Annotated in this window: 24 protein-coding genes, 1 tRNA gene and 1 pseudogene; 20 read left to right on the top strand and 6 right to left on the bottom strand. The window is 73.1% G+C overall.

Annotated features, from left to right (window positions below; all coding sequences use genetic code 11):
- Positions 1-47: 47 nt before the first annotated feature.
- From ACF1GV_RS11300 to ACF1GV_RS11375, 16 genes and pseudogenes are all read left to right on the top strand, one after another.
- Entirely contained in the window at positions 48-899 is an 852-nt protein-coding gene (locus tag ACF1GV_RS11300; protein WP_391678827.1) for an RNA polymerase sigma factor SigF, read from the top strand.
- 134 nt (positions 900-1,033) lie between these two features.
- Positions 1,034-1,459, top strand: coding sequence for an ATP-binding protein (locus tag ACF1GV_RS11305; protein ID WP_391678826.1), 426 nt, complete (start codon positions 1,034-1,036; stop codon positions 1,457-1,459).
- Between the two features lie 643 nt (positions 1,460-2,102).
- The gene (locus ACF1GV_RS11310; protein ID WP_391678824.1) at positions 2,103-3,284 is read left to right on the top strand and encodes an MBL fold metallo-hydrolase; all 1,182 of its coding nucleotides are present in this window, start codon (positions 2,103-2,105) and stop codon (positions 3,282-3,284) included.
- A gap of 585 nt (positions 3,285-3,869) precedes the next feature.
- Positions 3,870-4,409, top strand: coding sequence for a peroxiredoxin family protein (locus ACF1GV_RS11315; protein WP_391678822.1), 540 nt, complete (start codon positions 3,870-3,872; stop codon positions 4,407-4,409).
- A 377-nt stretch (positions 4,410-4,786) separates the two neighbouring features.
- Positions 4,787-6,856 (top strand): ATP-binding protein, encoded by a 2,070-nt coding sequence (locus ACF1GV_RS11320; RefSeq protein WP_391678821.1) that lies wholly within the window; start codon positions 4,787-4,789, stop codon positions 6,854-6,856.
- Positions 6,857-6,906: 50 nt separating this feature from the next.
- Complete coding sequence (locus ACF1GV_RS11325; protein WP_363264046.1) at positions 6,907-7,341, top strand: roadblock/LC7 domain-containing protein; 435 nt, start codon at positions 6,907-6,909, stop codon at positions 7,339-7,341.
- Between the two features lie 2 nt (positions 7,342-7,343).
- Positions 7,344-7,715 carry a DUF742 domain-containing protein gene (locus ACF1GV_RS11330; RefSeq protein ID WP_391679604.1) on the top strand — a complete coding sequence of 124 codons (372 nt, stop codon included), beginning with the start codon at positions 7,344-7,346 and terminating at the stop codon, positions 7,713-7,715.
- Entirely contained in the window at positions 7,693-8,373 is a 681-nt protein-coding gene (locus ACF1GV_RS11335; protein ID WP_391678818.1) for an ATP/GTP-binding protein, read from the top strand. The genes ACF1GV_RS11330 and ACF1GV_RS11335 overlap by 23 nt, the downstream gene beginning before the upstream one ends.
- Before the next feature lie 64 nt (positions 8,374-8,437).
- Positions 8,438-8,998, top strand: a complete 561-nt coding sequence (locus tag ACF1GV_RS11340) for a GAF domain-containing protein (protein ID WP_391678816.1) — start codon at positions 8,438-8,440, stop codon at positions 8,996-8,998.
- 203 nt (positions 8,999-9,201) lie between these two features.
- Positions 9,202-10,230, top strand: coding sequence for an L-threonine 3-dehydrogenase (tdh, locus tag ACF1GV_RS11345; RefSeq protein ID WP_391678815.1), 1,029 nt, complete (start codon positions 9,202-9,204; stop codon positions 10,228-10,230).
- A gap of 46 nt (positions 10,231-10,276) precedes the next feature.
- The gene (locus ACF1GV_RS11350) at positions 10,277-11,470 is read left to right on the top strand and encodes a glycine C-acetyltransferase (RefSeq protein ID WP_391678814.1); all 1,194 of its coding nucleotides are present in this window, start codon (positions 10,277-10,279) and stop codon (positions 11,468-11,470) included.
- Positions 11,471-11,520: 50 nt separating this feature from the next.
- Entirely contained in the window at positions 11,521-12,423 is a 903-nt protein-coding gene (locus ACF1GV_RS11355; RefSeq protein WP_391678812.1) for a LysR family transcriptional regulator, read from the top strand.
- 116 nt (positions 12,424-12,539) lie between these two features.
- On the top strand, positions 12,540-13,118 hold the full coding sequence (locus ACF1GV_RS11360) for a helix-turn-helix domain-containing protein (RefSeq protein ID WP_391678811.1): 579 nt from the start codon (positions 12,540-12,542) through the stop codon (positions 13,116-13,118).
- Positions 13,115-13,642, top strand: a complete 528-nt coding sequence (locus ACF1GV_RS11365; RefSeq protein WP_391678808.1) for a GNAT family N-acetyltransferase — start codon at positions 13,115-13,117, stop codon at positions 13,640-13,642. The genes ACF1GV_RS11360 and ACF1GV_RS11365 overlap by 4 nt, the downstream gene beginning before the upstream one ends.
- A 30-nt stretch (positions 13,643-13,672) precedes the next feature.
- The gene (locus ACF1GV_RS11370) at positions 13,673-14,032 is read left to right on the top strand and encodes an MmcQ/YjbR family DNA-binding protein (protein ID WP_391678805.1); all 360 of its coding nucleotides are present in this window, start codon (positions 13,673-13,675) and stop codon (positions 14,030-14,032) included.
- Between the two features lie 202 nt (positions 14,033-14,234).
- A pseudogene (locus ACF1GV_RS11375) lies at positions 14,235-15,495 on the top strand (MFS transporter).
- A gap of 8 nt (positions 15,496-15,503) precedes the next feature.
- On the opposite strand, the gene ACF1GV_RS11380 reads toward ACF1GV_RS11375, so the two are convergent.
- Both ACF1GV_RS11380 and ACF1GV_RS11385 read right to left on the bottom strand, forming a co-directional pair.
- A complete protein-coding gene (locus tag ACF1GV_RS11380; RefSeq protein ID WP_391678803.1) occupies positions 15,504-16,409 on the bottom strand; it encodes a transketolase family protein in 906 nt (301 codons plus the stop codon).
- A gap of 35 nt (positions 16,410-16,444) precedes the next feature.
- Positions 16,445-17,152, bottom strand: a complete 708-nt coding sequence (locus tag ACF1GV_RS11385) for a transketolase (protein WP_391678801.1) — start codon at positions 17,150-17,152, stop codon at positions 16,445-16,447.
- A gap of 160 nt (positions 17,153-17,312) precedes the next feature.
- Here ACF1GV_RS11385 and ACF1GV_RS11390 point away from each other — a divergent pair.
- Positions 17,313-17,386: transfer RNA gene (locus tag ACF1GV_RS11390), tRNA-Pro, on the top strand.
- A gap of 79 nt (positions 17,387-17,465) precedes the next feature.
- Here the strand turns inward: ACF1GV_RS11390 and ACF1GV_RS11395 are convergent.
- On the bottom strand, positions 17,466-18,563 hold the full coding sequence (locus tag ACF1GV_RS11395) for a glycosyltransferase (RefSeq protein WP_391678799.1): 1,098 nt from the start codon (positions 18,561-18,563) through the stop codon (positions 17,466-17,468).
- Positions 18,564-18,695: 132 nt separating this feature from the next.
- On the opposite strand from ACF1GV_RS11395, the gene ACF1GV_RS11400 reads away from it, so the two are divergent.
- From ACF1GV_RS11400 to ACF1GV_RS11410, 3 genes are all read left to right on the top strand, one after another.
- A complete protein-coding gene (locus ACF1GV_RS11400) occupies positions 18,696-19,355 on the top strand; it encodes a TetR/AcrR family transcriptional regulator (protein WP_391678797.1) in 660 nt (219 codons plus the stop codon).
- A 252-nt stretch (positions 19,356-19,607) separates the two neighbouring features.
- A complete protein-coding gene (locus ACF1GV_RS11405; RefSeq protein ID WP_391678795.1) occupies positions 19,608-19,784 on the top strand; it encodes a hypothetical protein in 177 nt (58 codons plus the stop codon).
- Positions 19,785-19,856: 72 nt separating this feature from the next.
- Positions 19,857-20,498 carry a class E sortase gene (locus tag ACF1GV_RS11410; RefSeq protein ID WP_391678793.1) on the top strand — a complete coding sequence of 214 codons (642 nt, stop codon included), beginning with the start codon at positions 19,857-19,859 and terminating at the stop codon, positions 20,496-20,498.
- Positions 20,499-20,535: 37 nt separating this feature from the next.
- On the opposite strand, the gene ACF1GV_RS11415 is transcribed toward ACF1GV_RS11410, so the two are convergent.
- Genes ACF1GV_RS11415 through ACF1GV_RS11425 form a run of 3 tightly spaced genes read right to left on the bottom strand, consistent with a single transcriptional unit; the run spans position 20,536 to position 23,615 of the window.
- Entirely contained in the window at positions 20,536-21,072 is a 537-nt protein-coding gene (locus tag ACF1GV_RS11415) for an NUDIX hydrolase family protein (RefSeq protein ID WP_391678791.1), read from the bottom strand.
- Positions 21,073-21,087: 15 nt separating this feature from the next.
- A complete protein-coding gene (locus ACF1GV_RS11420) occupies positions 21,088-22,209 on the bottom strand; it encodes an amidohydrolase family protein (RefSeq protein WP_391679601.1) in 1,122 nt (373 codons plus the stop codon).
- A gap of 2 nt (positions 22,210-22,211) precedes the next feature.
- Positions 22,212-23,615, bottom strand: coding sequence for a glutamine synthetase family protein (locus ACF1GV_RS11425; RefSeq protein ID WP_391678788.1), 1,404 nt, complete (start codon positions 23,613-23,615; stop codon positions 22,212-22,214).
- Positions 23,616-23,733: the final 118 nt, after the last annotated feature.

Below are 23,733 nucleotides of genomic sequence, written 5' to 3' on the forward strand. Positions count from 1 at the left end.
CGCCTCACTGGCTGCTTCGGTCGGGGAGGCACGAGAAGGGGAGAGAAATGATGGCAGCGACGGCGTCACGCACGGACGTGAACGGCAAGACGGCCGGCCTGCCGGAGGTGACCGACCCCCGGGCGGTCCCGCCGAAGGACGCCCGGCAGCTGACGAAGGCGTTCCTCGAGCGGCTGGCGGTGCTGGAGGAGGGCACGGCCCAGTACCAGTACGCGCGCAACACGCTGATCGAGATGAACACCTCTCTCGTGCGGTATGCGGCGAGCCGGTTCCGCAGCCGCGGTCCGGAGGAGATGGAGGACATCGTCCAGGTCGGCACGATCGGCCTGATCAAGGCGATCGACCGCTTCGAACTGTCCCGTGAGGTGGAGTTCACCTCCTTCGCCATCCCCTACATCGTCGGCGAGATCAAGCGCTTCTTCCGGGACACCTCCTGGGCCGTCCACGTGCCCCGCCGCCTGCAGGAGGCCCGGGTCGAGCTCGCACGGGCCACGGACGAACTGCGTTCCCGGCTGGGCCGCACCCCCACCGTCCGGGAGCTCGCCGAACTGATGAGCCTGTCGGAGGAGGAGGTCATAGAGGCCCGCATGGCTTCCAACGGCTACAACTCCTCCTCCCTGGACGCCACCATCGGGGGCGCACCGGACGGTGAGATGGCATTGTCCGAATTCATCGGCGCCGAGGACCCCGCCATGGGGCTGGTGGAGGACTTCCACGCCCTGGCGCCCCTGATCGCCGAACTCGGCGAGCGCGACCGGCAGATCCTGCACATGAGGTTCGTCGAGGAACTCACCCAGGCCCAGATCGGCGAGCACCTGGGATGCTCCCAGATGCATGTCTCACGGTTGCTGTCCCGGACCTTGAAGCGCCTGCGTGAGGGCATGCTCACCACGCGCTGAACCGTGGGCCGTCCGGCGGCACGGGTGCTCGCCCGGACCTGCTCCCCATGCCGGTGCAGTCACCGGGGCGGGCAGCGGCGACGCGAAGGCCGGGCACACGAACGGAACGTACCGGCCAGTCAGGGAGGCAGCGCGTGATCCGCCATCGTCCGGGGACGGGAGTCGGTCCGTCGCGTCACACGGTCCTCGACAGTGACTCGGAAACTCCCGTCAGGGCTCGGCGCGTCTGCCGGCGGTATCTGCGGCAGCTGGTACCGCCGGTCGTGGGCCGCGCGGCCGACGACGTCGAACTGGTCGTCTCGGAACTCGTCACCAACGTGGTGCGGCATGCGCACAGTGCGACGTGCATGCTGAGCTTGGACGCCCGTCCCGATGCGGTCGAGGTGACGGTGGTGGACTCCGATCCCACCCCTCCGTGCTCACGCCTGCCCGACCTGAGCGGGCAGGCCGGAGGGTTCGGCTGGTCCATGGTCCGTCGCCTGGCCAAGAGGGTGACGGTGGTCCCGGTCCCGAGCGGTAAGGCCGTGTGCGTACTGATGCCGCGGCCGGCCCCGGCCTAGGGCCTCTCGTTTGGATCATGCCGGGCTCGCGAAAGACCCTAGGCGTTCGGGGGATTCGCCTGCCGCGCCTGACGACAAGTGGTTTACCTGGCTCGGCACGTGGCACCCGTGCGGTGCATAAAAGTTGCGGTTCGAAAGGCGAAGTCGGGCCGCAGCGTGCGTCTCCCCTTCAAAGGGCGGCGAGGCCGAACGTGAACTGGCCTCGCCGCCCTTCTCGGTGACTGGCCATCGTCGTTCCCGGACGGCCGCCCGGCCGGCCCCCATGCCCCGACCGCGCCGTACGCGCGGCGCACTCTGCCGGCTCGGGCCCGTCCCGTCGGCTCGGGCCCGCCCCGCCCGCACCTCGGTCCGCCCGGCACCCGGCCCGCCGAGTCGGGGGGCCGACGACAGACCTCTCGGGCAACCCGTCGGGGAGATCAAGGCCGCGACGCACTCGCCACGGACGATCACACACAGCCGCCGGGCCTACGACCCCTGGCCGCCGGGCCTACGACCCCTGATCTCGGCTTCCGGGGGCCCCTGGGCCCAGGCCGGCCCCCGGCCCCCGGCCGCCGGCTTCCGCCGCCCGCGCCTGCCCCGCCCCGCCCCGTAGTCGGTCGTGTCGCGGACCATAATGGAACGCCCCGACTCTTCTGGAGGTGCCGTGACCGGCTCCCGTTTCACGAGCTCCGGGCTCCGTGCGCTGAGGCCGGCGGCCTTCGGTGCGGACCCGGCCGGTGAGCGCCTGGCGCGCATCCGGCGTTCGCCCCACTTCAAGGACGGCGTGTTCGTGAACCCGGGAGGCACCGCCCGCACCCGCCCGTCCGGCTCCGCGATGGACTTCGCCAAGGTGTACTTCGACAAGGAGGCCCGCCCCCGGCGCTCTCCGACGGGCACGGTTCCGGTGCACTCCACCACGCTCGCCGACCTCGCCCGGCCGCCGGCGACGGGGCTGCGGCTGACCTGGATGGGGCACTCCAGCGTGCTCGCCGAGATCGACGGGCAGCGGGTGCTCTTCGACCCTGTGTGGGGTGAGCGCTGCTCCCCGTTCCCCTTCGCCGGGCCCAGACGGCTGCACCCCGCGCCCCTGCCGCTGGCCGCGCTCGGCCCGGTCGACGTCGTCGTCATCTCCCACGACCACTACGACCACCTCGACCTGCCCACGATCAAGGCGCTGGCGGGCACCGACACGCTGTTCGCCGTGCCGCTCGGCGTCGGCGCCCACCTGGAGCACTGGGGCGTCGCGGAGAGCCGGCTGCGCGAGCTGGACTGGCACGAGGACACCAAGGTCGGCCCCCTCACCCTGACCGCGACCCCGGCCCGCCACTTCTGCGGCCGCGGCCTGCGCAACACCCAGCACACGCTGTGGGCGTCCTGGGTCGTCGCGGGCGAGGAACACCGGATCTACCACAGCGGCGACACCGGCTACTTCGACGGCTTCCGGGACATCGGCGCAGCCCACGGCCCGTTCGACGCGACGATGATCCAGGTCGGGGCGTACAGCGAGTTCTGGCCGGACATCCACATGACCCCCGAGGAGGGCGTACGCGCCCACCTCGATCTCCAGGGCGGCGCACCGCACGGGGCGCTGCTGCCGATCCACTGGGGCACCTTCAACCTCGCCCCGCACCCGTGGGCCGAGCCGGGGGAGTGGATGCTGGCGGCCGGTGAGGCGGTCGGGCAGCCCGTCGCGGTGCCCGTGCCGGGCGCGCCCTTCGAGCCGGGCGGCGACCTGCCCACCCGGCCCTGGTGGCGCGGCGTGTCCCAGACCCTCACCCGCAGCTGGCCGGCCCCGGAGCTCGGACTGCGCGCGGCCCGGGGGCTGGACCTCGTGGGCGACGACTGAGCGCCTCGTCCAGGGAACCGCCCCCCCCGGAGCCCCCGTCCAGGGAGCCGTCACCCGCGTCGGACCGTGAGGACGACGCCGAGGAGGGTCGAGGCGGGCACGTAGCCGAAGTGGCGGGAGTCCTGGGTGCGCGGTGCGCCCCCGCGGACGACCAGGGAGCCCCGGGTGCCACCCGCCCGCCCCGCGGAGCGCCGACGGCCGCGCGCACATCCTCCGGGACCGGGTCGCCGGGCACCGCCGCGACCCGTTTGACGACGCCGCTCGGCCGCCGGCACGTGGTGCGCAACACCGTGCTGCTCGCCCTGGCCGCCTTGGGCCTGGCGGCGGCGCTCGCCGGGACGCCGGTGCCGGGTCAGGCGGCCGGTGTGCTTGCCGCGGCGTTCGCCGCGCTGGCCGGCGCACTCCTCGTGATCTTCACCGACGAGCTGGGCTCGCTGTTCGACGACGGCGCCCCCCCGCACCCAGGGGTGCGTCCGCGGATCCGCCCCGTAGGCGTCGACCGCCGCACCCTGAAGGCGGCTCGACCTCCCGGACCGCCGCGGCGGACACCCCGCCCGGCGATGACACGAGACCTCGGCGTCACCCATGCCCTTCCTCGCCGGCGCCGTCGTGGTGCTCGCCGTGCTGTGTCTGCTGAACCTGCTCCTCACCTTCGGCGTCATCCGCAAACGGCGGGCGCAGGCAGCGGAGACGTCCGACCGGGTGGTGGTCGGGCTGATCGTCCCGTCTGGCTCCACCGTGCCCTCCTTCACCGCCGTGACCACCACCGGCGAGCGCATCACCCGCGACGGGCTGGGCGAGACCATGCTCGGGTTCTTCACCCCCGACTGCCGTGCCTGCAAGGAGCGGCTGCCCCGCTTCGTGGAGCAGGCCCGCGCCACGGCGGCCCTGACCGGCCGCAGCGTCCTGGCGGTCGTGCACGGCACGCCGGAGGAGGCCCGTGAGCAGGTGGCGGCCCTGCCCGCGGTCGCCCATGTCGTCGTCGAGGAGGGCGACGGACCGCTCGGCGAGGCCTTCGACATCACCGGCCACCCGGTCTTCGGCCTGCTCACGGCCGACGGCACCCTCGCCGCCACGACGTTCGACCCGGCCCGCCTGCCGGCGCCGGCGCGCGCGGCGTTCTGATCCCGAGTCACTTCGCCGTTCACGTTGAGTGATACCAAGGGGAGAGCTGCACCGAGTGCGGACCGGTCCCGAGTGATCCCCGCCGGGCGTCCACCGAACAGAAAACGGAAAGGGCGAGGGCCGGGAGGTGACATGCCTCCCGGCCCTCGCTTCCTTTCGTCATGACCGCTCCTGAACAGCTCTGATCGCAAAATGATCGCCGCTGTCCCCTTCCCGGGCAGGGTTATCGGTCTGTCGTACGAAGCCTCATACCAGAGGGGGGTGCTGTGTGTGGGACTTTGTCAACTGCCCACCGCACAGGACGGGTTGCCGACTACTGTGAGTGTCCGTCGGGCGACACCAGCCCGACGGACCCGGACCCCAGTACGAGGACACCGATGTCTCACCTCCGCGCACCGGCCGCACGCGCAGACCGCCGTGAGGGCGGCGGGCGGCACGGGCGGCCGGCAGTCCGCACCCACCCCTCCCTCCCCGAGGCCCACATACGGCCGCAGCTGCTGCGCCTCGCCGTGCTCCCACCGACCGCGGTCGCCCTGAGCGCCTGCGCGGCGGTGCTGTTCACCGTCCGCACCTCCGGGCCACGCCCCGACGGCCTGTGGGCCGTGCTGGTCGGCGCGGCCGCCGTCGCCCTCGCCGGCATCGTCATCGCCGCCGTCGCGGCCGACCGCGCCGCCCGCTCCATCGGCGACCGGGTCGGCGCCCTGCGCCGCCGCAGCGCGCGCGGCGAGGCGGACCTGCGCGCCCTCGTCGAGGCGCTGCGCCGCGGCGAGGCCCCGCCCGCACCTCCGCAACCGCGCGCCCCGGGCCCCGACGCCGACGACCTCGACCTGCTCGCCGCCGACCTGACCCGCGCGCACGACGCCGCCGTCGCCGCCGTGGTCCATGCCGCGCAGCTGTCCAGCCAGACCGGCAGCGAACAGAAACTGGAGGTCTTCGAGAACCTCGCCCGGCGGCTGCAGTCCCTGGTGCACCGGGAGATCTCCATCCTCGACGAGCTCGAGAACGAGATCGAGGACCCCGACCTGCTCAAGAGCCTCTTCCACGTCGACCACCTCGCCACCCGCATCCGCCGCCACGCCGAGAACCTCGCCGTGCTCGGCGGCGCCGTCTCCCGCCGGCAGTGGAGTCACCCCGTCTCCATGACCGAGGTGCTGCGCTCGGCGATCGCCGAGGTCGAGCAGTACTCCCGGGTCAAGCTGGTCCCGCCGATCGAGGGCACCCTGCGCGGCCACGCCGTCGCCGACGTCATCCACCTGCTCGCCGAACTCGTCGAGAACGCCGGCGTGTTCTCCGCCCCGCACACCCAAGTCCTGCTGCGCGCCAGCCTCGTCACCTCCGGCCTCGCCGTCGAGGTCGAGGACCGCGGCCTGGGTATGCCCGTCGAGGAACAGCAGCGGATGAACCAGCTGCTCGCCGACCCCGACCAGGTCAACGTCGCCCGGCTGCTCGCCGACGGCCGCATCGGGCTCTACGTGGTCTCCCAGCTCGCGCGGCGGCACGGCATCCGGGTGCGTCTGCAGAACAACATCTACGGCGGAGTCCAGGCCGTCCTCGTCGTCCCGCAGGCCCTGCTCGGCGCCGGCACCGGCACCGGGGCCGTTCCGGCGGGCGGGGACCGACCGCACGACACCGGCACCGGCGCGCACCCCGTCGTCGTACCGCCGCAGCAGGCGCACCCCACCGGGCTGTACGCCGTGGCACCGCACGAGCCCCGTCCCGCGCCCGCGAGCGTGTCCCACGCCACGGTGCCGGACGGCGACGACGGCGCCGTGCCGGTCGTACGGCCGAGGAAGGGCGACCAGCACACCGGCGCCGGGCGGCCGGGCGAGGCGCGCCCCGAGCGGCCCGCCCACCCCCTGCCCGAGCGGGCCGCCTCCCCGGCCCCCGGGAGCGCCGCCCACGGGCGGGGCGTTCCGCCGTTGCCCGTGCGGGGCCGGCAGCAGGAGCGACCCACCCCCGCCTCGGCCGTACCCGGCATCCGGTCCGAGGACCGGGCGGCCGTGGAGGAGATCGCCGGCGCCCCGCCGCTCCCGCGGGCCGGCGCCGTCCGCGGTGCCATGGACAAGCCCCGGCTGCCCCGGCGCCGCGCCCAGGAACACATCGTGCCGCAACTGCGCGGCGGCCCCCTGCCCCGCCCCGAGGACGACGCCGCCGGACCCGACCCCGGTCTGATGGCCGCCTTCCAGCGCGGCATCACTCTGGCCGAGGCCCAGCAGAGCCTCGGCCCGGTCACCGAGCCCCGCCCGGAACCGGCGACCGGGCCCACCGCCCTGCACCTGACGCCTCCGCACGCCCCGCACCCCGGGCTGCATGCCGTCCACCTGCCCGCGCCGCTCGACACACCCGGCACCCACGACGGCAGGCCGGCCCCCGCGCCGCACCACCCCGTCGCCCCCGCGCCCGACCGTCTCACCACCCGGCACGACGGGAGCGCACCGGCCGGATGACCACCCCCACCGCTCCCGCCCCACCACGTACCCCAAGGAGTCGATCCACCATGGCGAGCGATGCGCCGACCGCCCAGGCAACCGACCTCGACTGGCTGTTGAGCGGCCTCGTCCAGCGCGTACCCCACACCCGCAGCGCCGTCCTGCTGTCCTGCGACGGGCTCGTGAAGTCCGTGCACGGGCTCGACGTGGACAGCGCCGACCACATGGCGGCCCTCGCCTCCGGCCTGTACTCGCTCGGCCGCAGCGCCGGCATCCGCTTCGGCGACGGCGGCGACGTCCGGCAGGTCGTCGTCGAACTCGACGCGACCCTGCTGTTCGTCACCACCGCGGGCTCCGGCACCTGCCTCGCCGTGCTCGCCGGCCGCGACGCGGACGCCGCCGTGCTCGGCTACGAGATGGCCATGCTCGTCAAGAGCGTCCGCCCCTACCTGGTGACCGCGCCCCGCCAGCAGTCCGCCGAACCCCCGGTGATGCGGCCTTGAGCGTGGCGGCGGCCGGGGAGGGCCCCTGGCTCGACGACGCGGCCGGCCGGCTGGTGCGCCCCTTCACGGTGAGCAACGGCCGCACCCGCCCCAGCGTCGCACTCGACCTGATGTCACAGGTGATGGCCACCGGGGCGACCCCCCTCGGCTATCTCGGCCCCGAACACGCACAGGCCCTCGACCTGTGCCGGGCACCCGTCTCGGTGGCCGAGATCGCCGCCCACCTGAAGCTGTCGGCGGTCGTCACCAAGGTGCTGCTGTCCGACCTCGTCGACACCGGCGCGCTCACCACCAAACCCCCGGCGTTCCACCACCAACCCACCGACCGGGCCCTACTGGAGGCAGTGCTCGATGGACTACGACGACAGCTCTGAGACGTCCTACGACCGCTCCGGCTACGGCGGCCACCCCGACTACCGAGCCGGCGCGCCCACCTACCAGGGGCACGACCACGGCGACCCGTTCCCGACCGCGCTGAAGATCCTCGTCGCGGGCGGTTTCGGCGTCGGCAAGACCACCTTCGTCGGCGCGGTCAGCGAGATCGCCCCGCTCAGCACCGAGGAGCTGCTCACCACCGTCAGCGCGGCCACCGACAGTCTCGAGGGCATCGAGAACAAGATGGAGACCACGGTCGCCATGGACTTCGGCCGCATCACCCTCGATCCCGAGCACGTGCTGTACCTGTTCGGAACCCCCGGACAGGAGCGCTTCTGGTTCATGTGGGACGAACTGTGCGAGGGCGCCCTCGGCGCGGTCGTCCTCGCCGACACCCGGCGGCTGCAGGACTGCTTCGCCGCCGTCGACTTCTTCGAGGAGCGCGGCCTGGGCTTCATCCTCGCCATCAACGAGTTCGACGGCGGCCACCGCTACGACCCCGACGAGGTACGCGCCGCCATCGACCTGGCCCCGGAGATCCCCGTCGTGCGCTGCGACGCCCGGATCTCCGCCTCCGGCGTGCAGACCCTGCTCACCCTCGTGCGGCACCTCATCGCCTACGCCCCCGTCGCTCCCGCCTCGACCCGCGGCGCCTGACAGGAGAGACCGTGACGCCCCCAGACCATCTTCCGAACCATCCCCGCACTGCTGGAGAACGGCCATGAGGTACGAGCCGCCGAGCCCCGTCGGCCGGCTGCTGCTCACCCCCGAGGACCGCGACGCCCCCGCTCGCGCCCGCCGGCTGCACCTGCTGGGTCTCGGGGAGCGGGCCGAGCCCTCCCTGGACTCCTACGCCGGCCACCTCGCCGACCTCACCGGAGCGTCGTTCGGGATGGTCAACTTCCTCGGCGCGGATTCGCAGTTCTTCGCCGGACTGCACGCACCGCCCCCGCCGCCGCCCGCGCCGGGCGAGCCGCCGCGCCCCGCCCTCGGCCGGGTCCTGCCGCGCGACCACGGCTACTGCCCGCACGTCGCGGTGCGCCGCCGCGCCCTGGCCCTGGAGGACGTCGCCGACTACCCGCGCTTCGCCGGCAACCCGGTCGTCGACGAGTACGGCATCCGCTCCTACCTCGGCGCCCCGCTCATCGACTCCACCGGAACCGTCCTCGGCACCGTGTGCGTCGCCGACCGCGCGCCACGCACCTGGGGCAAGGCCGGCCTGGAGACGATCAAGTCCGCGGCCGCCGACCTGGCGGGCCGGCTGGAACACGGGCTGGTGTGACGACCGGCCGCGGGGCACACACGGGCCGGTGTGACGACTGGACCGAAGGCGTGAAGGAAAGCTGAGCCGCCGCTTAAGAAAAGCTCGATGGACCCCGGCGTGCGCTATACGGCAGATTGCTGAACGCATTCCCATCCCTCTTCCCGCACGCGGGCTTCTTCGGCCTGCCCGCGCCCGGGCCCGAGCACCACAGGAGCCGTAGCGTGAAGGCGCTGGTCAAGGAGAAGGCGGAGCCCGGACTGTGGCTCACGGACGTGCCGGAGCCGGCCATCGGCCCCGGGGACGTCCTGATCAAGGTGCTGCGCACCGGCATCTGCGGCACCGACCTGCACATCCGGGCCTGGGACGGCTGGGCGCAGCAGGCGATCGACACCCCGCTGGTGATCGGGCACGAGTTCGTCGGCGAGGTCGTCGAGACCGGCCGTGACGTCACCGACATCGCCGTCGGCGACCGGGTCAGCGGCGAGGGCCACCTGGTGTGCGGCAAGTGCCGCAACTGCCTGGCCGGCCGCCGTCACCTGTGCCGGGCCACCGTCGGTCTCGGCGTCGGCCGCGACGGCGCGTTCGCGGAGTACGTCGCGCTGCCCGCGTCCAACGTGTGGGTGCACCGCGTCCCCGTCGACCTCGACGTCGCCGCGATCTTCGACCCGTTCGGCAACGCCGTGCACACCGCGCTGTCCTTCCCGCTCGTCAACGAGGACGTGCTCATCACCGGCGCCGGCCCGATCGGCCTGATGGCCGCCGCCGTGGCCAAGCACGCCGGAGCCCGTCACGTCGTCATCACCGACGTCAGCGAGGAGCGCCTGGAGCTGGCACGGAAGATCGGTGTCAGCCTCGCCCTGAACGTGGCGCGGGAACAGATCGCCGACGGGCAGCGGGAGCTGGGCCTGCGCGAGGGCTTCGACATCGGCCTGGAGATGTCCGGCCGGCCCGAGGCGCTGCGCGACATGATCGCCAACATGACGCACGGCGGCCGTATCGCCATGCTCGGCCTGCCCGCCGAGGAGTTCCCCGTCGACTGGGCCCGGATCGTCACCTCGATGATCACCATCAAGGGCATCTACGGCCGGGAGATGTTCGAGACCTGGTACGCGATGTCGGTGCTGCTGGAGGGCGGCCTCGACCTCGCCCCCGTGATCACCGGCCGCTACGGCTACCGCGACTTCGAGGCGGCGTTCGCGGACGCCGCGAGCGGCAAGGGCGGCAAGGTCATCCTCGACTGGACCGCCTGACCCCGCCCCGGCCTCTTCCCCGCGAGCACTCCTAGGAGCTTTCCCGATGTTCGAATCCGTGCGCGACGACCTGCGTGTCACCCTCGACGAGATCCGCGCCGCCGGGCTGCACAAGCCCGAGCGGGTCATCGACACCCCGCAGTCCGCGACCGTCAACGTCACCGCCGGCGGCCGCCCCGGCGAGGTCCTCAACTTCTGCGCCAACAACTACCTCGGTCTCGCCGACCACCCCGAGGTCGTCGCCGCCGCCCACGCGGCCCTGGACCGCTGGGGCTACGGCATGGCCTCCGTGCGCTTCATCTGCGGCACCCAGGAGGTCCACAAGGAGCTGGAGGCGCGCCTCGCGGCATTCCTCGGCCAGGAGGACACGATCCTGTACTCCTCCTGCTTCGACGCCAACGGCGGTGTCTTCGAGACGCTGCTCGGCGAGGAGGACGCGGTCATCTCCGACGCCCTCAACCACGCCTCCATCATCGACGGCATCCGCCTGTCCAAGGCCCGCCGCTTCCGCTACGCCAACCGCGACCTGGAAGACCTCGAGACCAAGCTGAAGGAGGCGTCCGACGCGCGCCGCCGCCTGATCGTCACCGACGGCGTCTTCTCCATGGACGGCTACGTGGCGCCGCTGGCCGAGATCTGCGACCTCGCGGACCGCTACGACGCGATGGTCATGGTCGACGACTCGCACGCCGTCGGCTTCGTCGGCCCCACCGGCCGAGGCACCCCCGAACTGCACGGCGTGATGGACCGCGTCGACATCATCACCGGCACCCTCGGCAAGGCCCTCGGCGGTGCCTCCGGCGGTTACGTCGCCGCCCGCGCCGAGATCGTCGCCCTGCTGCGCCAGCGCTCGCGGCCGTACCTGTTCTCCAACACGCTCGCCCCGGTGATCGCCGCCGCCTCGCTGAAGGTCCTCGACCTGCTGGAGTCCGCCGACGACCTGCGGGTCCGGCTGAACGAGAACACCGCCCTGTTCCGCCGCCGCATGACCGAGGAGGGCTTCGACATCCTCCCCGGCGACCACGCCATCGCCCCCGTCATGATCGGTGACGCGTCCGTGGCCGGCCGGATGGCGGAGCTGCTGCTGGAGCGCGGCGTGTACGTGATCGGCTTCTCCTACCCGGTCGTGCCGCAGGGCGCCGCCCGCATCCGCGTGCAGCTGTCCGCCGCGCACTCCACCGAGGACGTGAACCGGGCCGTGGACGCGTTCGTGGCGGCGCGGGCGGAACTGGGCGCCTGACCCACCCGCCCGGCGCCGACCTGCCCGGCAGACCTGAGACAATCGATTCCGTGATCGAAGCGCGGCGGCTCCACATCCTCCGTGCGGTGGCCGACCACCGCACGGTGACGGCGGCTGCCGCCGCGCTGTACCTCACCCCGTCGGCGGTCTCCCAGCAGCTCACCGCGCTGGAGCAGGAGACCGGTCACCGCCTGGTCGAGCGCGGCGCCAAGGGCGTACGGCTCACCCCGGCCGGTGAGATCCTGCTCAGCCACACCAACGCCGTCCTCGCCCAGCTGGAGCGGGCCGAGGCCGAGCTCGCCGCCTACGGCTCCGGACAGGCCGGCACGGTCACCGTCGCCGCCTTCGCCACCGGCATCGCGCTGGTCGTCGCGCCCGCGGTGGCCCGGCTCGCCGGCACCGCCCCCGGCATCCGCATCCGCGTCCAGGACGCCGAGGGCGACGCCAGCCTGCCGATGGTGCTGGACCGGCAGGTAGACGTGGCGGTCGCCGTCGAGTACCGCGGCGCGCCGCCCGCCGACGACCCCCGCCTCACCCACATGCCGCTCTACGCGGAGCCGTTCGACGCGGTCGTCCCGGTCAGCCACCGCCTCGCCGACTCCGTCGAGGTCCCCCTCGCCGACTTGGCCAAGGACCCGTGGATCGGCCCTTACCCCGGCAACCCCTGCCACGACGTCGTCGTCCTGGCCTGCGAGCACGCCGGTTTCCAGCCCCGCATGGAGCACTCCTCCGACGACTTCCGCGCCGTCGTCGCCCTCGCGGCGGCCGATGCCGGCGTGGCCCTCGTGCCGCGCTCCGCCCTGCGCGGCATGGACCTCACCGGCGTCGTCGTCCGCCCGGTCGACGGCGCACCGCCGACCCGCCGCGTCTTCGCCGCCGTACGCCGGGGCGCGGAGGAGCACCCGCTGATCCGCCCGGTACTGGACGCGCTGGGCGAGGCGGCCGAGGGATAGCGGCGGGACGGGCCGCCCGGACGCGAGGTGAACCGGCCGGCAGGCGCACGAGTTCGGCGGACGGGAGTGAGGCCGCCGTAACACGGCTGTCTCATATCCGGGATAACGTCCCGGATATGGGAAACCCGGAAGTCGTGGCCGCCGACGTCGACGTGCGGCTCGGAGTGCGGCTGGCCGAACTGCGCACCGAACAAGGCTGGTCGCTGGGCGAGTTGGCCGAGCGCTGCGGCATCAGCCGTTCGACCCTCTCGCGGGCCGAGCGGGCCGAGATCAGCCCCACCGCCGCCCTGCTGAACCGCCTGTGCGCGGTCTACGGACGCACCATGTCCCAGTTGCTCAGCGAGGTCGAGGCGGAGCCCGCCGCCGTCGTGCGCGCGGCGGACCAGCCGGTCTGGGAGGACCGTTCGGCCGGCTTCGTACGGCGCTCGGTGTCCCCGCCGCACACCGGGTTGCGCGGCGAACTCGTGGAGGGCCGCCTCGCCGCCGGCACCGACCTCGCCTACGACCGCCCGCCCGTCGCCGGCCTGGAACAGCACATCTGGGTGCTTCAGGGGGCGATGGAGGTGACCGCGCAGGACGTCACGCACCGGCTCGGAGCCGGTGACTGCCTGCGGATGCGGGTCTGGGGGGCCACCCGGTTCCGCTGCGCGGACGACACCGGCGTGCGCTACCTGCTGGCGGTGGTGCGGCCGTGAGACGCCTGGACGCCCCGCACCTCCTCGCCGCCTCCGCGGAGTTGGCGGACCTGCTGGTCGACACGGTGGCCGGGGGTGCCTCCATCGGCTTCCTCGGCCCCCTGGAACCGGCCGAGGCCGTCGCCTGGTGGCGGGAGCGCGCACAGGCCGTGGCCGCCGGACGGCTCACCGTGTGGGTCGCGTACGACGCGGGGCGGCCGGCCGGCACCGTGAGCCTCGCCCTGCCCGACAAACCCAACAGCCGTCACCGCGCGGAGATCGTCAAGCTGATGGTCCACCCCGGCGCGCGCGGCCGCGGACTCGGCCGCGCCCTGCTGGCCACCGCCGAGGAGGCCGCCGTCGCGGCCGGGATCACGCTGCTGCACCTGGACACCGAGACCGGCAGCCCCGCCGAGTCCCTGTACCGCTCGGCCGGCTGGACCCGCGCCGGGACGATCCCCGACTACGCGGCGAGCCCCGACGGCGTACTGCGTCCGACGACCCTGTACTACAAGCAGGTCGGGGCGGCCGGCGCCGGCGGGTGAGTGTCAGTGGCAGCGGTTACGGTTCCTGCCATGCCGGATGCCGAAGACGTACGCCGTGTCGCGCTGTCCCTGCCGGACACGACGGAGAAGACCGCCTGGAGCATGCCCACGTTCCGGGTCGCGGGAAAGATGTTCGCCACGCTGCCCGAGGACGAGACCTCGATGGCGGTGCGCTGCCCGAAGGAGGAGCGCGACGAACTGGTGCTGGCCGAGCCGGAGAAGTTCTGGATCGCCGGGCACGAGGCGCAGTTCGCCTGGATCCGGGTCAGGCTCGGGGCGCTGGAGGACGAGCGGGAGCTGCGCGACATCCTCACCGACTCCTGGCGCCAGGCGGCCCCACCGCGACTGCTGGAGTCCTACCCGGAGTGGGGGCAGCCGGCCCCGGAATGACCACGGGGCGGAAATTCCCGCGGCGTTGTCAGTGGCGGATGGCATGATCCGACGCCAGTGACGGCAGTGACGGCAGTGACGGCAGCCGGAGCGGAGGGGGCTCCGGCTGCCACAGGACACCGGGAGGGGAGGGCCTGGGGTGGCTGACGCGGGGTCCGCGACGGGGTGCGGCGCGGGAGGAGCCGGTGACACCGGGACCGCGGTGGTGAGCGGCGGGGGAGGCGTGTGGTCGCGGGACTTCGCGCTGTTCTTCGTGGCGCGGGCCGTGGCCCGGCTGGGCGACACCATGCTGCCGGTGGCCCTCGCCGCGGGACTGCTCCAGCACGGGTACGGCGCCGGCGCGGTCGGACTCGCCATGGCCGCGACCGCCGCCGCGTTCGCCGGGCTCGTCGTCTTCGGCGGGGTCATCGCCGACCGCTTCTCCACCCGCAAGCTGATGATCGGCGCCGACCTGATCAGGCTGGGCACCCAGTCCCTGGCCGCCGCGCTGTTCTTCGCCGACCACGTGGTGCTGTGGGAGATCTGCGCGATCGGCTTCGCGGGCGGGGTCGCGGGCGCGGTCTTCCAGCCCGGCGTGGCCAGTACCGTGCCCCGTCTCGCCGCCGACATCCAGGGCGCCAACGGCGCCATCCGCATCGCCGAGTCCGCCGCCCAGCTCGCCGGCCCCGCGCTCGCCGGCCTGCTCGTCGGCTTCGCCTCACCCGGCGGCGTGTTCGCCGCGCACGCCGCCACCTACGCGGTCAGCGCCCTGTGCCTGCTGCTGATCCGCATGCCCCCGCTCGCGCACGGCGACCGCTCACCCCGGCGGGGCGCTCGCGCCTTCCGGGCCGATCTCGTCGAAGGCTGGGGCCCGCACATGGCTGTGGGGCGTGATCGCCGTCTGGTGTCTGTACATGATCGCCGTCTGGGGCCCCAGCGTTCCCCTGGTCGCCGCCGAGGTGGTGCGGCACCACGGGCCGCGTGCCTACGGCCTGGTCAACTCCGCCCTCGGCGCCGGCACCGTGGTCGGCGGACTGCTGGCGCTGCGGCTGCGCCCGCGCCGCATGCTGCGCGCCGGGGCGATCGCGCTGTTCGGCTTCGTCGCCTTCCCGGCGAGCGTCGGCGCGGGCCTCGGGGTCCCCGCCATGGCGGCCGGGGCCGCGGTCGCCGGGGCGGCGATGTCGTTCTGGGGCGTGATGTGGGCGACCAGTGTGCAGACCCAGGTCCCCGCCGACGTCCTCAACCGCATCCACGCCTACGACGTCGCCGGCTCCCTCGCCATGCTGCCCGTCGGCCAGGCCCTGTCCGGCCCCGCCGCCTCGGCACTGGGCGCCGACCCCGTGCTGCTGGTGTCCGCGGCGACCAGTGTCGTCGTCGCGCTGGCGTTGCTGTCGGTGCCCGCGATACGCGACCTGGTCCGCGCCGACACGCCCCCGCAGGCCGGGACGGCGATACCCCGGCCGACGCGGACGGAACACGGCTGACAGGCCACTCAGCCGGCCGGCCGCAGGAACCCAGCGATCCGTTCGCGCAGCGAGGCGGCGTCCAGGCCGTGTGCGGCCACGTGCTCCTCGACGGTCCCGTAGCGCCGCAGCTCGCGCCGCCCCACGCCGAGCCCCAGCACCCGGTGCGGCAGGTCGGCCAGGGCGTCGTCGGCCGCGGCCGTCGAGGTGCCCGCCAGATACGGCTCGACCAGCACGACGTCCGGCCGGGCCGCGTCTGCCGCCCGGCGCAGGGCCGCCGTGTCGAAGGGCCGCACAGTCGTCGCGTACAGCACGGTCACGTCGAGGCCCTCGGTCGCTTCCAGTACGGCGTCCAGCAGGGGCCCCACCGCGACGACGACGCCCGCGCTGCCCTCCCGCACCGTCAGGAACCGCTCCCCGTCGACCGGCCGCCCCTGGGCGTTCGCCTGCACCGACAACCGCACGTACACCTTGTCGTCGCCCGCCGCGACGGCGTGCCGCAGCAGGGTCTCGGCCTCGTCGGGATGGCCCGGAACGTGCACGGTCCAGCCGTCCAGCGTGTCCAGCAGCGCCACGTCCCCCGGCGCCATGTGGGTGAACCCGCCCGCCGGCCAGTCGAACGAGGCGGCCGCGCTGACCAGGACGGCGCCGAGCCCCTGGTGCCCGAGGTCCAGTTTCACCTGCTCGAAGGGCCGCTCCACCAGAAAACTGGCGAAGGTGTGCACCACCGGCCGCAGCCCGGTCAGTGCCAGACCGGCGCCCGCGCCGACCAGCAGCTGCTCGCGGATGCCGACGTTGACCACCCGGTCCGGATGGCGGCGCATCGCCTCGGTGAAACCGTCCTTTCCGATCTCGGCGAGCACGACGGCGACCCGCGGGTCTTCGTCCAGCAGCCGGGTGAGCACAGGGGCGAACCGCTCGCGCATGGTCTCCATGAGAGCTCTTCCTTTCGGGGTCGGAGGGACCGGGATCAGGCGTACTTCGGCTCGACACGGGCCACCACGACGTGCGGGCGGCCCGGATGGGGTGCGGTGAACGCGGCGTACAGCGCGTCGTGGTCGCGGCCGTCCACGGTGACCGCGGACCAGCCCGCGGCCTCGAAGCGGGCCGCGATACCGCCGGGCCGGGCATGGCTGGCGGAGGCGTTGTCGATCACGACCGTGTGCAGCCGGTCAAGACCGGCCGGCCCGGCGAACGCGATCGCCTCGTGGTTGCTGCCCTCGTCCAGTTCGGCGTCCCCGGTCAGCACCCACACCGCCGGTTCGGGCAGACCCTGCGCGCGCAGGCCGAGCGCGGCGCCGACGGCGATCGGCAGCCCGTGCCCGAGCGAGCCGCTGCCGATCTCGGCGCCCGGCACCAGCATCCGGTCCGGGTGGTGCCCGAGCGGCGAGTCGTACGACCCGAAGCCGGTCAGCCACTCCACCGGCACGAACCCTTTCGCGGCCAGCACCGCGTAGTACGCCATCGGCCCGTGCCCCTTGGACAGCAGGAACCGGTCCCGCGCCGGGTCGTCGAGCCGGTCCGGCGCGACCCTCAGCACCCGGTCGTAGAGCACCCACAGCACGTCCAGCGTGGAGGTGGCGGCCGGCCCGTGCTTCTCGTCGCCGGTCATCAGACCCATGAGTCCGGGCAGGTCGGCGTAGCCGTACCGGCGGACCTCTTCCTCGGTGATCGTCATGCCGACGAGCGTGCAACCTCAAGCGGACTTGAGGTCAAGGCCGGCCCCTCCGGGGGGCACCCGGCGCGGCCCGCCGGAAAGGGGCGCGCGACCACCGACGCGAGTGCGGTATTGTTTCCCTGTCCGTTCGTCCGGGGGAAACCCCAGGTCAGACGGGCAACGGGACGTGGCGCAGCTTGGTAGCGCACTTGACTGGGGGTCAAGGGGTCGCAGGTTCAAATCCTGTCGTCCCGACTTCGCGAAGTCGCGAGTCGGAGGCTGTTTCGGCGAGATGCCGAAGCGGCCTCTTCTGCGTTTCCGGCAATCGCCCCGCCTACCAGGTGCGTTCCCGGCGCAACGCCGACTCCGTCAGCGCCCGGATGTGCACTCCCTGCAGGAACAGGTCGTAGAACCACTCGGGTACGACCAGCATCGAGGTGGCCGCCACTCGCCATCCCCGGGCCTTCACGGTGATCGCGCGCTCGATGGCGTAGAACCCGGTGAGGGCCAGCCAGAACGGTGCGAGGTGCACTCCGGTGCCGCTGGCGAGGTACCACAGGATGGCCCCGATGTAGATGCCCGACACGGCCGTGCCCATCAGGGCGACCAGTTGTCTGACCCACCCTTCGCAGGTGTGGCGCGTCAGCCCGTAGTCGAACAGGTTCTCCAGCGCTCCGCGCTTCCAGCGCAGTCTTTGCCTGGCCAGGTCGCCCCAGGTCGGCATGACCTCCGTCGTCATGGTGGCGCGGGAGGGGGCGACGACGCGCCATCCGCGGTGTTTGAGGGCGAGGGTGAGTTCGTTGTCCTCGGTCAGCACCTTGGTGTCGTAGACGCCGTCCGCGGCCGGCAGCTGTCCGTCGCGACGCGCGGTCAGGACGTCCCTCAGTGCCGCCACCCGGAACAGGCAGGCGGTGCCGGTGAGGCACAGGACCTTCCCCCGCTTGCGTGCGGTGTCACGGGCGTAGCGGACGTATTCGTTGCGCTGGAACGCACCGCACAGTCCGCCGCCCGAACGGCCGCGGAAATTGCCACCCACCGCGCCGTAACCCTGGCGGAGTCCGGCGTGCGTCACTTCGATGAAGTGGGGATCGAGGTAGGTGTCGGCGTCCTGCACCAGCACCGCGTCGTCGTCCGCCAGGGTGGGCAGCAGTTCGGCGAGCGCCCCGTTGAGATTGCCCGCCTTCTTGTGCCGGTTTCCGACCGAGTGCCGCACCTCGGCGCCCGCGCGGCGGCCGATGCGCTCCAGTTCGGCTGTCGTCCGCCGGTCCCGGTAGGGGTCGAGGGTCACCACCACGCGGTCCGCCGGACGCGTCTGCCGGCTCAGCGCGTCGAGAACGCGCGGCAGCGACTCGACTTCCTTGTAGGCGGGAACGACCACCACCACCTGTTGCGGGGCGTCGGCGGCAACGCTGTGGCCCTCGGTGCGAGACATGACGTCCGCCTTCCGTCAGCGACCCGGATGTGTTCCGAGATGAATGTTTACGTCGTATACGTACACTATTAAGCGAGGAGGGTGCGCAGTCAACACGAGCCAGGTGCGCCGGGCATCCAGAGGAGGTGCGCAATGGCGGCCACGCGACGGGGTGGCGGTTACGGTCGCCTGAGCCGGGAGCGCGTGCTGGCCGGCGTCCTGGAACTGGTGGACCGCGAGGGGCTCGCGGCGCTGAGCATGCGCCGTCTGGGTGCCGAACTCGGCGTGGAGGCGATGGCGCTCTACCGGCACGCGGCGAGCAAGGAGGAGCTGCTCGACGGCCTGGTCGAGGGGCTGTACCGCGAACAGGCGGAGCGCCGGGCCGCCGAGGAGCGGGCGGACTGGGCGGGCGGCGCGGAGTCGTGGCGCGCCGGCCTGCATCGCATCGCCCGCACGGCATACGAGATCTGCCAGGCCCATCCCCGTGCCGCGCCGCTGCTGACCGTCCGGGTGCTGGAGGTGCCGTTGGCCCGCCGGCCGCCCGTCGTCCGCAAGCAGCACCTGGCGGTGCTCGCGCTGTTGCGGGAGGCCGGGCTCGACGAGCGTCGCATCCCCTTGGTGTTCCGGGCCTGCCTCGCCTGGATCCACGGTTATCCCGCTGTGGACCTGTGTCTCATGGACCCACCGGAGGAACTGCCCGAACTCCAGGCCGTCACGGCCGCCGAGCCGAGCGGGCCGGAAGGGCTCGCCGTCGGCCTCGACGCGCTGCTCGACCGCCTCGTGGGTCCGCCCGCGTCGCAGGGCCCCGCGTGAACGCCGCTCCGCTTGACGTCGGCGGCACAAGGGGAGAAGGTTGTACGTATACGGCGTAAACAAGCGGCGCTACGGTGTAAACAAGCCATCGTCGCGGCGTGAACGATCGCCGTCGATACATCCCTTCCGAAGCACGTGTACTCCATGGACCCGAGGTTTCCTTCGGACGTGCTTTCCCTTTCCCCGATCGTCTCTTGTTCCGTGCAGTTGTCCATATGGGATCGGCCGCTGCGCACGCGAAAGGAGCACCTCATGGCGGATTACACAGGCGCAGGAACCGCTGCTTCCGCCGGCGTCGGTGCGGGCCTCCTGCCCGTCACCGGCGGGGTGGACAGCATCTGGTTCTGGGTCGTGATGTTCGTCCTCGTCTCGGCGGGATTCGCCGTGCTGCGGCTGGTTCCGCGCAGGACGCACGACAACGACACCTAGAGCGTCGCCGGCACACACCCGAGGCGGGGCCGCCTGCCCGGCGGCCCCGCCAAGACGGCGAGGACGAGCACCATGCGGACACTGATCCGTCTGTTCGGTACGGCTCTGATCATTGCCGGTCTGCTGGTGGCGGGTCTCGCCACCTACCAGAACCGGCAGCACGACCAGGCCTACGGCCGAGCCCAGCGAGACCTTCGCGCCCAGCTCGCACACCCCGTGGCCGGGCGCGACCAGCCGGCCGTCGCCACCGGGCCATCGAGGACGCGGGCGGAGCCACGTCCCCGGGACGCATCCGCGCTCGCCGTCCTGCGCATCCCGAGATTCGGCTCCGCGTATCACCCGGTGATCGTCGAGGGCGTCACCCAGAACGATCTCGCCAAGGGGCCGGGACACTATCCGGGCTCCGCGATGCCCGGCGAGGTCGGCAACTTCGCGGTCGCCGGCCACCGCACGGGCTGGGGCGAGCCCTTCCGGAAGCTGAACACGCTGGTGCGCGGCGACGCACTCGTCGTCGCATGGCGCGGGCGGACGTACACCTACCACGTCACCGGCACCAGGACGGTGGAACCGACCGACGTCGGTGTCGTCCTGCCGGTCCCCAACAAGCCCGGCGTCAAGCCGGACAAGGCGCGGATCACCCTCACCACGTGCGCGGACCGCGACCCGCTGACCCGTGCCTACACGCACCGCCTCATCGTCTGGGGCGAACGGTGACGACCACTGACCGGGAATGCCCTGAGAACGCCGGGCGTCAGTGCGGCAGGCCCAGGTGGGCCAGGGCCTGGCGGAGCAGGAAGCCGTGGCCGCCCGGCATCTCGCTCTGCACGCCCGGCGAGGCCGCCTCGTGCGGGTCGAACCAGACCAGGTCCAGGGCGTCCTGACGCGGCCGGCAGTCCCCGGTCACCGGCACGATGTAGGCGAGGGACACCGCGTGCTGCCGGGGGTCGTGGTACGGCGTGATGCCCTGCGTGGGGAAGTACTCGGCGACCGTGAACGGCTGGAGCGAGGCCGGGATGCGGGGCAGCGCCACCGGCCCGAGGTCCTTCTCCAGGTGGCGCAGCAGGGCGTCACGCACCCGCTCGTGGTGCAGGACCCGGCCGGAGACCAGTGTCCGGCTGACCGTTCCGTCCGGCCCGATGCGCAGCAGCAGGCCGATCCGGGTGACTTCGCCGCTGTCGTCGACCCGGACGGGCACGGCCTCCACGTACAGGATCGGCATGCGCGCCCGCGCCTGCTCCAGCTCGTCGGAGGACAGCCAACCGGGCGTGGTTTCGGTCATGTCAGACATTGCTTGATCATACTTTCAGGAGGGACCGGAAAGGCGGTAGACCTGGCGGGCGTTGTGTGCTCCCGCCCACTCGGCGATGCGCAGCGCGTCCGGCAGGCTCAGCTCGTCGGCGGCCACCCGCTCGTCGAGCAGCTCGGCCAGCCCCCGCCGGAAGGCCAGCGCCCCGAGTGCGTAGAACTCGGCCACACCGCAGGCGTCGGAGCTGTACAGCAGCTTGCGGAACGGCGTGATCTCCAGGGCCTCGGCCAGCACCGCACGCGCGCGGGCCGGGCCGACGTGGTGCAGGGTGAGGCCGACGTCCAGGTAGACCTGCTCGAACACCGCGGCCAGGTACGCGGCCTGCCGCTGGTAGGGCCAGCAGTGCAGCAGCAGGACGGGAATCGTTCCTGCCATCAGGTGCAGCCAGTCCGTCAGCAGCGCGGGGTCAGAGCGGTGCAGCCGCAGGTCGTTGTCGCCGAAGCCGACGTGCAGTTGGAGCGGCAGTCCCAGGTCGACGGCCGTCCACAGCAGATGCCGTACCAGCACCGGGTCGGTGAGCCGGCCGCCGTGCGGCAGCCAGTCCGCGGCCGCCGCGGTGACCTCCGCGTCCGTGGGGCGGGCCGGGTCCAGCGCGAAACCGGTGCGGTAGGCCGCGACCGACTTCACGGCGACCACGCCCGGCCGCCCTACGGCCCCCTGGGCGGCCGCACGGAACGCGTCGGCGTAGGCGTCCGCTTCGACCCCGTGCGCGGCCACCGCCTCGGCGACCGACTCCAGCCGCACCACCTCGTACGCCACCGCGGCTCCGGCCGCCTCGGCGGGGCCGACGGCTCCCGCGGGCGCGAAACCGGTGTCGACGCAGAACACCTCCGTACGCGCGGCGGCGAGGAAGCGCCGGTTCACCTCCCGCGCGCCCAGCTCGGCCCGGCGTGCCAGGTACGCGTCCGGCGGGGCGTGCCGTTCCAGGTCCAGCAGGGGAGCGCAGTACCGGCGCACGGCGAGCCCGACTGGTGTGTCGAAGGACGACATCCCGGGCCAGCGGTCACCCTCGGTGAGCAGGGTCTCGAAGCCGGCCCGTTCCAGGTCGGTCGCGACGACGCCGTGGCAGTGGTGGTCCACCAGCGGCAGCGTGGCGAGCGCGTCGGCGACGGCGCCCATGGTCAGTACCGCCACCGGTAGGCCGCGGCGACCCGCGCGTCGTCCAGCCCCGCCACGGCGGCCACCTCTCCTTCGCGGACGGCGACGACCGCGTCGGCGAGGACCGGGCCGAGCGCCTCGCGCAGCACCGTGTCCGCCCGGAACCGGTCCACCGCCTCCGTCAGGGACACCGGCAGCCGGTGCACGTCCCGCTTCGCCGCCTCGTCGGCCGGCAGCAGCGCCGGGTCGCCCGTGACCTCCTCGGGCAGGACGGCGCCCGAGACGAGGCCGTCCAGCCCGGCGGCGAGCAGACAGCCCAGGGCGAGGTAGGGGTTGGCGGCCAGGTCGACGGGTTTGACCTCGACGTTCGCGTCCGTCGCGCGGCGGCCCGCCATGCCGGCGATCACCCGCAGGGCGCATTCGCGGGTCTCCAGGCCCCAGGCGGTGTACACCCCCGCCCACTGGGAGGGCTTCAGCCGCAGATAGCTCGCGGGGCTCGGCGCGGTCACCGCGGTCAGGCCGGGCAGATGGCCGAGGAGGCCCGCCGCGAAGGACTCGCCGCCGGCCGTCATCCCGTACCGGCCTTCGCCGCCCGTGTGCAGGTTGTCCCCGGCCCGCCAGGCGGAGAGGTGGACGTGTCCGCCGTTGCCGACGCCCTCGGCGAGCACGGCAGGCGCGAACGACACCCGCAGCCCGTGCCGCCGGGCCACCGCGCGGATCGTGTGCCGGACCAGCACGCTGCGGTCGGCCGTCGCCACCGGGTCGAGGGCGCCGACGGAGATCTCGAACTGGCCGGCGGCGTACTCGGGGTGCAACTGGTCGACGTCCACGCCCTGCGCGTGGCAGGCGGCCAGCAGATCGGCGAGGTAGTCGCCCAGCTCCACCTGCCGGTCGGCGCCGTAGGCGGGGCCGGTGGCGGCGGGCAGGAACGTCCCGTCGGGTGCCGAGCCCAGCCCCACCGACCACTCGATCTCGATCGCGGCGCGGAAGGACAGCCCGTGCGCGCGGGCCGCGTCGGCGGTGATCCGGCGCAGGAAGGTCCGGCTGCACCCGGGATGCGGCTTCCCGTCCTGGGTGATCCGGTCGACGGGCGCCCACGCCCACCCGGGCTGCCCGGCCAGCACCGTGAGGTGGTGCAGGTCGGGGAAGAGCCGCAGATCACCGTCGGGGGAGCCCAGTACATCGGTGGTGGCGATGCCGTCACCGGCCAGGAAGGTGTCGAACACCGGGGACATGCCGACACCCCATGCCGCCGCCGAGGCGAGCTTCGCGGTCGGAACCGTCTTGATCCGGGTGACGCCCGCGGTGTCGACGTACGCCAGCACGACGCCGTGCACACCGCGCCCCGACAGCTCACCGGCCAGCGCGGTGGCCCGTTCGACATCACCGGGGCGTCCACCGGGGACGGGATCGGCAAGGGTGGTCATCGCATCCTCCTCGTCGCACCGGGCGTCGCCGCCTCATTGTGCCGTCCGGTGATCACCCTGTCCCGGGAAATCGCGACACGGGGCGCGCGGACGCCTCCCGTAGGGTGGAAAGGACGCC

The organism is Streptomyces sp. NPDC014006, assembly GCF_043088925.1.
Lineage (GTDB): Bacteria > Actinomycetota > Actinomycetes > Streptomycetales > Streptomycetaceae > Streptomyces.

Bases quoted from the DNA above. Each gene is read 5' to 3' on its own strand.
- ACF1GV_RS11315 (WP_391678822.1), top strand. From the start codon at position 3,870: ATGCCCTTCCTCGCCGGCGCCGTCGTGGTGCTCGCCGTGCTGTGTCTG.
- ACF1GV_RS11415 (WP_391678791.1), bottom strand. From the start codon at position 21,072: ATGTCTGACATGACCGAAACCACGCCCGGTTGGCTGTCCTCCGACGAG.
- ACF1GV_RS11425 (WP_391678788.1), bottom strand. From the start codon at position 23,615: ATGACCACCCTTGCCGATCCCGTCCCCGGTGGACGCCCCGGTGATGTC.
- ACF1GV_RS11335 (WP_391678818.1), top strand. From the start codon at position 7,693: ATGGACTACGACGACAGCTCTGAGACGTCCTACGACCGCTCCGGCTAC.
- ACF1GV_RS11360 (WP_391678811.1), top strand. From the start codon at position 12,540: ATGGGAAACCCGGAAGTCGTGGCCGCCGACGTCGACGTGCGGCTCGGA.
- ACF1GV_RS11395 (WP_391678799.1), bottom strand. From the start codon at position 18,563: ATGTCTCGCACCGAGGGCCACAGCGTTGCCGCCGACGCCCCGCAACAG.
- ACF1GV_RS11410 (WP_391678793.1), top strand. From the start codon at position 19,857: ATGCGGACACTGATCCGTCTGTTCGGTACGGCTCTGATCATTGCCGGT.
- ACF1GV_RS11370 (WP_391678805.1), top strand. From the start codon at position 13,673: ATGCCGGATGCCGAAGACGTACGCCGTGTCGCGCTGTCCCTGCCGGAC.
- ACF1GV_RS11320 (WP_391678821.1), top strand. From the start codon at position 4,787: ATGTCTCACCTCCGCGCACCGGCCGCACGCGCAGACCGCCGTGAGGGC.
- ACF1GV_RS11405 (WP_391678795.1), top strand. From the start codon at position 19,608: ATGGCGGATTACACAGGCGCAGGAACCGCTGCTTCCGCCGGCGTCGGT.
- ACF1GV_RS11350 (WP_391678814.1), top strand. From the start codon at position 10,277: ATGTTCGAATCCGTGCGCGACGACCTGCGTGTCACCCTCGACGAGATC.
- ACF1GV_RS11325 (WP_363264046.1), top strand. From the start codon at position 6,907: ATGGCGAGCGATGCGCCGACCGCCCAGGCAACCGACCTCGACTGGCTG.
- ACF1GV_RS11380 (WP_391678803.1), bottom strand. From the start codon at position 16,409: ATGGAGACCATGCGCGAGCGGTTCGCCCCTGTGCTCACCCGGCTGCTG.
- ACF1GV_RS11420 (WP_391679601.1), bottom strand. From the start codon at position 22,209: ATGGGCGCCGTCGCCGACGCGCTCGCCACGCTGCCGCTGGTGGACCAC.
- ACF1GV_RS11385 (WP_391678801.1), bottom strand. From the start codon at position 17,152: ATGACGATCACCGAGGAAGAGGTCCGCCGGTACGGCTACGCCGACCTG.
- ACF1GV_RS11400 (WP_391678797.1), top strand. From the start codon at position 18,696: ATGGCGGCCACGCGACGGGGTGGCGGTTACGGTCGCCTGAGCCGGGAG.
- ACF1GV_RS11340 (WP_391678816.1), top strand. From the start codon at position 8,438: ATGAGGTACGAGCCGCCGAGCCCCGTCGGCCGGCTGCTGCTCACCCCC.
- ACF1GV_RS11300 (WP_391678827.1), top strand. From the start codon at position 48: ATGATGGCAGCGACGGCGTCACGCACGGACGTGAACGGCAAGACGGCC.